The sequence below is a fragment of the Arachidicoccus rhizosphaerae genome (assembly GCF_900107765.1).
GTDB lineage: Bacteria > Bacteroidota > Bacteroidia > Chitinophagales > Chitinophagaceae > Arachidicoccus > Arachidicoccus rhizosphaerae.
The window spans coordinates 180,264-189,929 of record NZ_FNQY01000009.1 but is presented as its reverse complement, the minus strand read 5'-3'; the positions used below and the strand labels follow the sequence as shown (position 1 = coordinate 189,929).

Annotated in this window: 11 protein-coding genes; all 11 read right to left on the bottom strand. The window is 45.6% G+C overall.

What is annotated here, in order from left to right; genetic code table 11:
- On the bottom strand, positions 1-205 hold a 205-nt coding region (locus BLU80_RS09760), incomplete at its 3' end, for a hypothetical protein (protein WP_139188122.1).
- A 235-nt stretch (positions 206-440) separates the two neighbouring features.
- Complete coding sequence (gene lpdA / locus BLU80_RS09755) at positions 441-1,850, bottom strand: dihydrolipoyl dehydrogenase (RefSeq protein ID WP_091397316.1); 1,410 nt, start codon at positions 1,848-1,850, stop codon at positions 441-443.
- A gap of 140 nt (positions 1,851-1,990) precedes the next feature.
- On the bottom strand, positions 1,991-3,001 hold the full coding sequence (locus BLU80_RS09750; protein ID WP_091397313.1) for a TIGR01777 family oxidoreductase: 1,011 nt from the start codon (positions 2,999-3,001) through the stop codon (positions 1,991-1,993).
- A gap of 110 nt (positions 3,002-3,111) precedes the next feature.
- A complete protein-coding gene (locus tag BLU80_RS09745; protein WP_211481804.1) occupies positions 3,112-3,432 on the bottom strand; it encodes a hypothetical protein in 321 nt (106 codons plus the stop codon).
- Between the two features lie 161 nt (positions 3,433-3,593).
- Positions 3,594-3,941, bottom strand: a complete 348-nt coding sequence (locus BLU80_RS09740; protein WP_091397312.1) for a hypothetical protein — start codon at positions 3,939-3,941, stop codon at positions 3,594-3,596.
- 24 nt (positions 3,942-3,965) lie between these two features.
- Entirely contained in the window at positions 3,966-4,496 is a 531-nt protein-coding gene (locus BLU80_RS09735; RefSeq protein WP_091397309.1) for a GbsR/MarR family transcriptional regulator, read from the bottom strand.
- 142 nt (positions 4,497-4,638) lie between these two features.
- Positions 4,639-5,841, bottom strand: a complete 1,203-nt coding sequence (locus BLU80_RS09730) for a bifunctional 3,4-dihydroxy-2-butanone-4-phosphate synthase/GTP cyclohydrolase II (RefSeq protein WP_091397308.1) — start codon at positions 5,839-5,841, stop codon at positions 4,639-4,641.
- 322 nt (positions 5,842-6,163) lie between these two features.
- Entirely contained in the window at positions 6,164-6,598 is a 435-nt protein-coding gene (locus BLU80_RS09725; RefSeq protein ID WP_091397305.1) for a nuclear transport factor 2 family protein, read from the bottom strand.
- 39 nt (positions 6,599-6,637) lie between these two features.
- On the bottom strand, positions 6,638-7,924 hold the full coding sequence (locus tag BLU80_RS09720; protein WP_091397303.1) for a DUF4861 family protein: 1,287 nt from the start codon (positions 7,922-7,924) through the stop codon (positions 6,638-6,640).
- Between the two features lie 46 nt (positions 7,925-7,970).
- Positions 7,971-8,801 carry a 5-dehydro-4-deoxy-D-glucuronate isomerase gene (gene kduI, locus BLU80_RS09715; RefSeq protein WP_091397300.1) on the bottom strand — a complete coding sequence of 277 codons (831 nt, stop codon included), beginning with the start codon at positions 8,799-8,801 and terminating at the stop codon, positions 7,971-7,973.
- 57 nt (positions 8,802-8,858) lie between these two features.
- Positions 8,859-9,629 (bottom strand): 2-dehydro-3-deoxy-D-gluconate 5-dehydrogenase KduD, encoded by a 771-nt coding sequence (kduD, locus tag BLU80_RS09710; RefSeq protein WP_091397297.1) that lies wholly within the window; start codon positions 9,627-9,629, stop codon positions 8,859-8,861.
- Positions 9,630-9,666: the final 37 nt, after the last annotated feature.

The window sequence follows — 9,666 nt, the reverse complement described above, 5'->3', positions numbered from 1 at the left end:
CCATAACGTGCTTAAGGATCATCAGTCCAATACCTCCCCTGACATCAAACCAGCTCTTGCGTCCCTGGCCAGTAACCAGACCTCGGGGACTCGGAATAGTAGCGGATAACTGCTCAAAAGGGATGGCTTTATAAAGAATTCCTAAATCTGTTTGGCTAAAATGCTCATCCAGTAGAGTCTCGTGAAAAAAAAGTAGATTTGTCATGGATTATAAAAAAAGTTATGCCCTACTTTGAACACTTTTTGTGCCAAAGCAGGGCAATTTTATTATAATCCACACCCTGAAACTCAATGGGGATAACTATTACAGCTTTTCAGGAACACCCAAATTACCGTTGTTTAATAAGAAAAGAGAATCCCCGGCTGTCCTGATGGATGTCCGGGGATTCTCTTTTTTATATACTTAACCGACTTTACAGCCTGCTTCAGTTTTACAAGTTCTACAGATCTGTCTGCTCGCCATAAGCCACTGCCGTGGCTTCTTTAAAGCCCTCGCTCATGGTCGGGTGCGGGTGGATCGCATTTAAGATTTCATGAGCCGTTGTTTCCAGTTTACGGGCAACGACTGCTTCAGCAATCATATCTGTCACGTTCATGCCAATCATATGGGCACCCAGTAACTCACCGTATTTGGCATCATAGATTACTTTAATAAAGCCTTCCGTAGCACCCGCTGCAGTGGCCTTACCAGAGGCAATGAAAGGGAATTTACCTACTTTCAGCTCATAACCTGCTTCTTTGGCCTGTGCTTCGGTCATCCCTACAGAAGATATCTCCGGTTGACAGTACGTACAACCCGGGACATTGCCATAGTCAATTCCTTCAGGCTGATGTTCTGTTTTTTTGGCAATATAGGCAATATGTTCTGCGGCATTAATACCTTCCTTACCGGCTTTGTGGGCCAGGGCCTGATGCGGGGTACAGTCACCGATAGCATAAACACCCGCAACATTTGTTTGCTGGTATTTATCAACGATAATCTTACCTTTTTCAACTTTAACGCCTAAGGTTTCCAGACCGATGTTTTCAACGTTTGCCACCACGCCTGCGGCGCTCAGCACGATATCAGCCTCGATGGTAAATGTGGAACCGTCTTTTTTCTTTACGGTTGAAACCGTTCCGGCACCGGAGGTATCGACAGACTCAACGCTGGCGCTGGTATAAATATCAATACCCTGTTTTTTAAACTGTTTTTCAAGTTCTTTAGAGACATCTGCATCTTCAACAGGAACCACTCTGTCTGCAAATTCAACGACGGTCACTTTAGTACCTACGCTGTTGTAGAAATAGGCAAACTCGGTACCGATGGCGCCGCTGCCGATAATAACCATCGACTTGGGCTGCTCCGGTAAAACAAGGGCTTCTCTGTAACCGATGATCTTTTTACCGTCCTGAGGCACATTGGGCAACACGCGGCTTCTGCCTCCGGTAGCGATGATAATATTGGTGGCATCCAGGGTCTGTTTGCTGCCATCTGCAGCCACTACCTCTATCTGTGTTTTGGATTTCAGCGTAGCGGTACCCATAATGACCTCTATTTTATATTTTTTCATCAAAAACTGAACGCCTTTAGACATTTTGTCCGCAACGCCACGGCTACGCTTAATGATGGCTGCAAAATCAGCTTCAATTTTCTCTGCTTTCAAACCGTATGCATCCGCATGTTTGAAGTAATTATTAACTTGCGCACTCTTCAGCAGTGCCTTGGTAGGGATACATCCCCAATTCAGGCAGATGCCCCCCAGCAGTTCTTTTTCGATGATTGCTACTTTTAAACCCAGCTGAGAAGCACGGATAGCTGCCGGATAACCGCCAGGACCACTTCCGATTACTATTAAGTCGTATGCCATAGAATTTGATTATGTTTATTTTCTAAAAATATAATCGCGAAATTAAGGCATTTTGCCCATTTGGCGGGCCAAAAACCAGCCAATTTATCTTTGCCGGCTTTGTAATGGAAGCGGTTCAGGCATTTATAGAATCCGGGGATTTACTGCCTGCCATACAGTATCTGTTGAAGCGCGCCCTTTAATTCAGGATAGTGAAAGACAAAGCCACTTTTCAGCAGGTTTTCCGGAAAAACCCAACGGCTTTTCAACAGCAGTTCACTGGAAGTGCCGATCAGACCGGCGCCCAGTTTTAATAAGGGTGTCGGTGTGGGCAGCGCCATAATCCTGCCGAGAGAAAACCCCTCCATCTGATTGACTGCTGCCCTTAACTGGCCCATAAAATCTTTATTGACCACCGCATGGGGGCTGGCCAGATTAAACACCCCTGTAAGCCCTTCTTTTTCAATAAAATGTACCGCCCTTGCAAGGTCTTCGATGTGTATCCAGCTAAACCGCTGACGCCCGCTCCCCTGCCTGCCGCCGGCGCCATACCTTACCAGATTTATATAGGGAGGCAGTGCGCCGCCACCCGGGCCCAGCACAATGCTGATGCGCAAGGCCGCCTGCCGGGTGGCGGGTAACTGAAAACTAAAAAAGGCTTGCTCCCAGGCTTTTGCTACTTCCACCGAGAATCCCATTCCGGTTTGTCCATCTGCTTCCGTCATTTTACTGTCCTCTGCATGGCGGTATATGGTAGCCGTACTGCTATTCACCCATACAGCCGGGGGCCGCTGGCAGGCTAGGATTGTTTCTCCCAGTAAACGGGTACTTTCCAATCTGGAGCGGAAAATCTCTGCCTTATTCTTTTGGGTATAACGGCAATTAACAGACTTACCCGCCAGGTTTACCACAAGATCTGCTCCATCCAGTGCGCTTAAGCGCCCTTTCTCATCCGACCAGGCAATTTCTTTATATCCGCTGCCGGCCTCAGCTACCTGTTGCGGATCCGGATGACGGGTCAGCATAATGACCTGATAGCCCATCTTTTCATAAAAAATTCTAAGATAGGAACCGATAAACCCTTTGCCTCCTGCAAGAACAATCTTTTTTACCGGAAGCCCCTGATCATGCCGCTGATTATTTCCAGCGGCATCTGTTACTGGTGTATGCATCTTTGCTTGTTTTATCTTATTCAATTCTTGAAAAAGGCCTTAACGGCTCAGTGAATCAGCCAGGGTTGTTCATTTATTCGTCCTGACCGGCAACTTCTTCCCGTCCGCAATCAGCGGGGCATCACGGGTGGAGGGACAACTGCCTTTACATTCGTATCCAGACGCTCCGGAACAGACGCTCCGCCTTTTTTCGCGGCTTTCTTACCTCTGAAAAAGAGGTACAGATTAATCAGAAGCATTATCCCCAGATAAATACTAAAGCCCCCAATTTTCATGCTAAGCACCTCAAAAGTAGACTGTGCCGTCAGCATCTCTTTATCGATACGCAGTATATAGAGTGCAAAGCCCATATTGATCAGATAAAATCCGATTTTAAAGAGCTGATTGGTCGCCACAGCCATTTCCTTTCGGCCGTGGAAAATATCCATCATACAATACGATGGCATTATCAAAAAGTTTCCCTGTGACATAGAGGGTTAACCAGATGGCAACGGGCAAATAGATTACATAAGCCCATAAGACACTAATCTGACTCATGACTTTAAAAATTTAAAAGTGAAAAATAAATTAGAAAATCCTGGTAAAAACCTATTTAGACATTATGGAATTTTTTCCATAAAGAGAAAACCAGCATATTGATGTTATGCAGTAGGGATAATATAAGCACTAACCTTCCTACCCAAATGGAAAGTGCCGTTATCATGGCCGGCAGACTTGCCACAGCTGGCAGACTGCTTAGTACCATAAAACTATAACCCGTACATACCAGATAATATCCCGTAAGCAATAAAGCGTTGATCCAGTCCGCCTTTTGATTATCTACGTATAAAATTACCCGAACAAAAGGCCTCCCTGCCAGGTAGAGCTGCCATCCGGCCCAACCGACTACCCCTGACACTATCAACAGATACAGGATATACAGACAAATTACGTAGTTCATGGCGGCGATTTGAATGTTGTAAAATCAGGCAAATAATTTAAAGAGTTTCAGCAGCATCTCTGACTTGGGACTGCAGAGCTTATCAGCCACCTTACTCACCTTCGCACTGAAGCCCTGAATGGAATTTACCTGTTCCACAAAGGTATTTTCCAGCTCCATTGCTTCGGGCGACTTTGGCTCCTCCCCTAAGGTAGCAGGGCTGAACTCCTTTAATTCCGTGAGTACTTCCAGTACGGGATTCAATTCTCTTTGCTTTCTGATGGCCATAATCTTGGGTGCCCATTTCCAGATATCCTTCTCATGGATAAAGAATTCCTTTCGTTCACCGGGGACGTTTTTTTTATAAACCACCCCAAAATCCATCAGTTGTCTGAGACTCATATTCGTATTTCCTCTGGAAATCTGTAAATGCTCCATGAGCTCATCCGTGGATACAGGACCTGGGGCCAACAACAGATAAGCCTGTATCTGTGCTACGGACCGGTTAATCCCCCAGGAACTGCCCAGATTGCCCCAGGTCTCAATGAATGTCGTTCTTGCTGTTTGTATTTCCATGACACAAAGATATAAAACTTTTTGAACTTTCAATATTTTCTGAAAGTTTATTTTTAAAAACATATTTCCCGGTGCCCGAATAAAAAAATCGGCATCTAACCATTTGACTGTCAGATGCCGATCCGCTATAACCCGCTAAAAATTATTTTAAAATATCATGTCCCATTTTATCTCTTTTCGTCTGAAGATACTTTTCATTGTGCTTATTGGGTGCTGCTTCAATAGCCACAACCTCCACAATCTCAATTCCATATCCCAATAGCCCGGCTCTTTTCGTCGGATTATTGCTCATCAGACGAAGCCTGGTAGCACCCAGGTGTCTTAAAATCTGGGCGCCCACTCCGTAATCTCGCTGATCCGCCTTAAAGCCCAGTTTTAAATTAGCTTCCACCGTATCCAGTCCTTCCTCCTGCAATTTATAAGCTCTGAGTTTATTGATCAGGCCAATTCCTCTACCTTCCTGGTTCATATAGAGCACCATGCCGGTACCTTCTTTTTCCACCATACGCATGGCCTGATGCAGCTGATCTCCGCAATCACATCTAAGACTGCCTAAAATATCGCCTGTCACACAGCTGGAATGCACCCGGGTCAGCACTGCATCCCCAGGATTCCATTTGCCTTTTATCAGTGCCAGGTGTTCAGCCGCATTGTGCTTTTCTTTAAAAGCGACCAGTTCAAAGTCTCCGTATTTAGTCGGCATATGAACCCGCACCACTTCTTCAATCAGCGTATCGGCTTGTTGTAATCTGTATTCAATCAGATCTTTAATAGTAATAATCTTTAAATCATACTGTTTGGCAATCTCTTCCAATTCCGGAAGTCTGGCCATCGTTCCATCTTCATTCATGATTTCTACCAGCACACCGGCAGGTTTAAAGCCGGCCAGTCTGGCCAGATCTACTGCGGCTTCCGTATGGCCGGTACGTCTGAGTACCCCCCCATCCTTAGCTCTTAAAGGGAAAATATGACCCGGACGGCCAAAATCTTCCGGTCGGGCATTGTCATCCACCATCATCTGGATGGTCTTTGCCCGGTCATGCGCACTGATCCCTGTAGTGCAGCCGTGCCCCAGCAGATCAATACTGACGGTAAAGGGCGTTTCATGCAAGGCCGTATTTTTAGGGACCATCAATGTTAGTTCCAGTTTGTCTGCAATGTCTTCCGTCACCGGAGCACAGATCAGACCACGGCCTACCTTGCTCATAAAATTTATAATCTCAGGTGTAATATTGGCTGCAGCCGTAATAAAGTCTCCTTCATTTTCCCGGTCTTCATCATCTACTACAATCACCAGCTTACCTGCCTTAATATCATCTATTGCTGCTTGTATCGTACTTAGCATAAATATTGGTTCCTTTCCAGTTACCCGGCAGCTCTGTGGTAAAATCACCCTACTGAACGAATGGTAACCAGGATTTAGAAATGCAAAATTACAACTTAATCCGCAAAGCCAAACGAAGTAACCCACCAAACACCGTTAAAAGATTCCTGAGGAAAGCGACTGTACGGCCATGGCAGCAGCTTCCCGCTACTGTTCGTATCCGGCCTGACAAATCCATCTAAAAAATTGATATACAGTAGTAGAAAAGGAGATAAAATTAAATGGAATCTTCAATTTTATCTCCTTTTCTACTACTGACGTTTACCTAAACCAGGGCCCTGGTTCAGGACGCCGGTTTAACGGCCTGTCTGGCCAGTAATTTCCACCTGCCGTGTTTTTTGACCCAGACTAACAGGATTTCCAGGCGGACCTGGCCCGCCACCTTATTATCAAAGGTTTTTGCGGACAGGATATGCCTTACCGTGGCGGTCTTTCCCTTTACGGTAATGGTCTGCTCTGAAAGGTCAATCGTCTGGAAATCAGAACGCCCCGAGGTTATCCCCTCCACAAATTCTTTTTGGTTCTGAATGACACCCGATGAATGACCATAGCTTAACTCAGGATAAGTCATGGCATATAAGGTAGTTCCATCGGCCTCCACCATGGCCTTATTAAATTTGGTAATGGTCTGTTTTACAGACTCTGTGGCCTTTGACTGGCCAAAAGCAACTACGGTTACCATAAATAGTAATAATGAACTTAATAATAAATGTTTCATTGCACCAATTTTTGTATGAATAGGTTAGGATGTTAAATACTAATCAATTATAACAGGATTCGATTCCAGCTCCATGGCTCTTTCCAGCATCTCTTTAAAGCCCGACTGACTATTAAAGGCAGGATCCGACAGTCCCCAGCCAGCGTAGAACCTGAACTGAACCGGGTGGTCACTGCTGATGGGCAATTCCATCAAATAACTGCTGGTAATATCTGAGATGGGTAAAGGCTTTTCTTTAATCTGCCAGATGCTTGCCAGTGCAGGATGATCACTGATGACAGCCATTCCCAGATTATCATGGTTTTCAGACTGCTGACCAAAGCTATAGACGGCTTTGGACTTTGAAGTTACCACTGAGTCCATCTGATTGGTATAAAAATCAGCAATACCCATGTTTACTTTCAGGTCTTTAGGCAGCCCCTCTCCCTGAACAGCAATATCGCTGGTATAACTGTACTGACCGGCCGTAATGGTGATTTTTTCCGTAACGGTTACCGGATTGCCTGCCAGCTGCCAGGGATAAGTCATCAGAAAACTAGCCTGCAGCGGACCATCACTTAACAACTGATAGGTTTCCCCTTTAATATCATTACCGCCTAATCGGACTAAGGTATCTTTCCCGTCCGGCAGCCGGTAGCTGAAAGCCAGGGCGCCGGCTCCCAGCGAGGTACCCACTTTTAAGATATCCATACCCCATGGGGCCAGTTTATGATAACTGTTTTTAGGGTTAGCACCTACAGAGTCCATCACCATCCCGGGGATTCTTTTTCCATAGATATCCTTGTTGTTTCGGGTATCAAAATAAAGCCGGAAAGCCACTTTATCATTTTCCCAGCCGGGTCCTTCGGTCAGATAAGGCGGCAAAGCATGCTTAGAAAAATCCGTGGGGGGATTCTGATAAGGCATTTCTAACTTATCCATGTTTTCACCGAAACTTTGGTCCTCGTTTTTAAGCTTCATCCTGGCATGGGCCAGTGCCGGCATACCAGAGCCGGACGGTTCGGCACTCTTTTCAAAGGAGACCTGAACGGAGGCGGAAGCCTTTATCGGGCAACAAAGCAGGACTTCATCCCATTTTCCGTCTCCATTCAGATCTTCAAATTGAGCCTGGAGCGGCTTTTTATCTGCTGAAAATTGCAGGTAATTATTGGCTAAGGGGCCAGCCTTTGCTTCCAGCAGTTTTCTGGAAAGGGAAACCACCTGTTCAGGCCGGTCAATGGCCGTCGTATTTTTCAGTGTAAGGCCTGCACCGTGCTGGGCATCGCTGTTAGCGGCGCAACTCATCAGAGAGATCAGTACAGCACTTCCAAACAATATTTTACGCATTGTTCACTTAGTTTTATTAATAACGGGCAATTTTAAATAACGGGTTCTATTTTAAATCAGCGATATCCACCATATCCATATCGGAATACGTGTAGTTCTCTCCTGCCATACCCCATACAAATCCATAATTTGAGGTGCCGCAGCCAGCGTGAACAGACCAGGGGGCAGACAAAATCGCTTCATTATTATTCACCACCAGGTGACGTGTTTCTGATGGTTCCCCCATCAGATGTATGACACGCTGATCCTTGGGTACGTCAAAATAGAAATAAGCTTCCATTCTTCTGGTGTGCGTATGAGCAGGCATGGTATTCCAGACACTGCCGGTATCCAGAATCGTCAGCCCCATGACCAGCTGACAGCTTTTGATGCCATCGGCATGAATGTAGCGATATATGGTTCTTTTATTGGAAGTTTCCAGACTACCGGTTTCGGTTGGAAAAGCATCCTTTTTGGCAAAATGTGTAGTCGGATACTCTTTATGTGCCGGCGAACTCAGCATATAAAAAATAGCCGGATTAGCCTTATCCTTAGAAGCGAAGCTTACTTTTTCAGTATGCAGTCCCACATACAGACAATCCAGTTTTTCCAGATCAAAATGCTGATCTCCGGCCTGAATGGTGCCTGGTCCCCCCAGATTCACAACACCCAGTTCCCTGCGTTCTAAAAAATAGGCGGCTTTCAACTCCGGTTCATTGGGTAGCTCCACTGTCTGATCCACCGGCGACACACCGCCTACGATTACACGGTCATAATGACTGTAAACCAGTTTAAGCTTATCTTTTTGGGTCAGGTCCTCAATTAAAAAATTTTCTCTGAGTTGTTTGGTATCCATCTGCTTAGTCTCATTTGGACTATTTTGAAATCTCACTTCCATTGTGTCTTAATTTATTTTTGTTTAAAAAGAGTTTACTTGTGTTCACAAAGACGCAGCCTATCTGGCCATCCAGCCGCCATCTACATTCAGAATGGTTCCTGTTACATAGTCAGCCGCCTTACTGCTTAAAAAGATAACGGCCCCTTTAAGATCCTCCGGGCTCCCCCAGCGTCCGGCCGGGATTCTTTCCAGTATGGCTTTTGAACGGGCGGGATCTGCCATCAGATTTTTAGTATTGTCCGTTGCAATATATCCGGGGGCTATTCCATTCACCTGTACACCTTTCTGAGACCATTCATTGGCCAGGGCTTTTACCAGGCCAGCCACTCCGGATTTACTGGCTGTATACCCCGGTACGTTTATACCACCCTGATAGGAGAGCATGGAACAGGTGAAAATGATTTTCCCCTGACCTTTTTCCAGCATGTCTTTACCGAACTCCCTGGCTAATATAAACTGGGCACTCAGATTAATACCAATGACTTTATCCCAATAATCGTCAGGATGCGAAACGGCCGGCTCGCGCATAATAGTGCCGGCATTGTTTACCAGTATATCAATTGCCGGTTGTTCAGCCTTCACGGCTTTAATAAATGCATACACACTTTCTCTATCCGAAAAATCTGCATTATACCGGGTAAATTTTCGCCCGAGCGCTTCTACTTCTTGCTGCGTTTCAGAATCCTTGGGGAAGCTGGAACTGACACCGATAATATCGGCTCCGGCCTGTGCCAGCCCCACTGCCATCGCCTGTCCGATGCCTTTATTGGATCCGGTCACAACTGCTGTTTTTCCTTCCAGACTAAATGCGCTGATATTAATTGACATTTTTAAAATTAATTTTTATGTTGAAAATGATTGATGA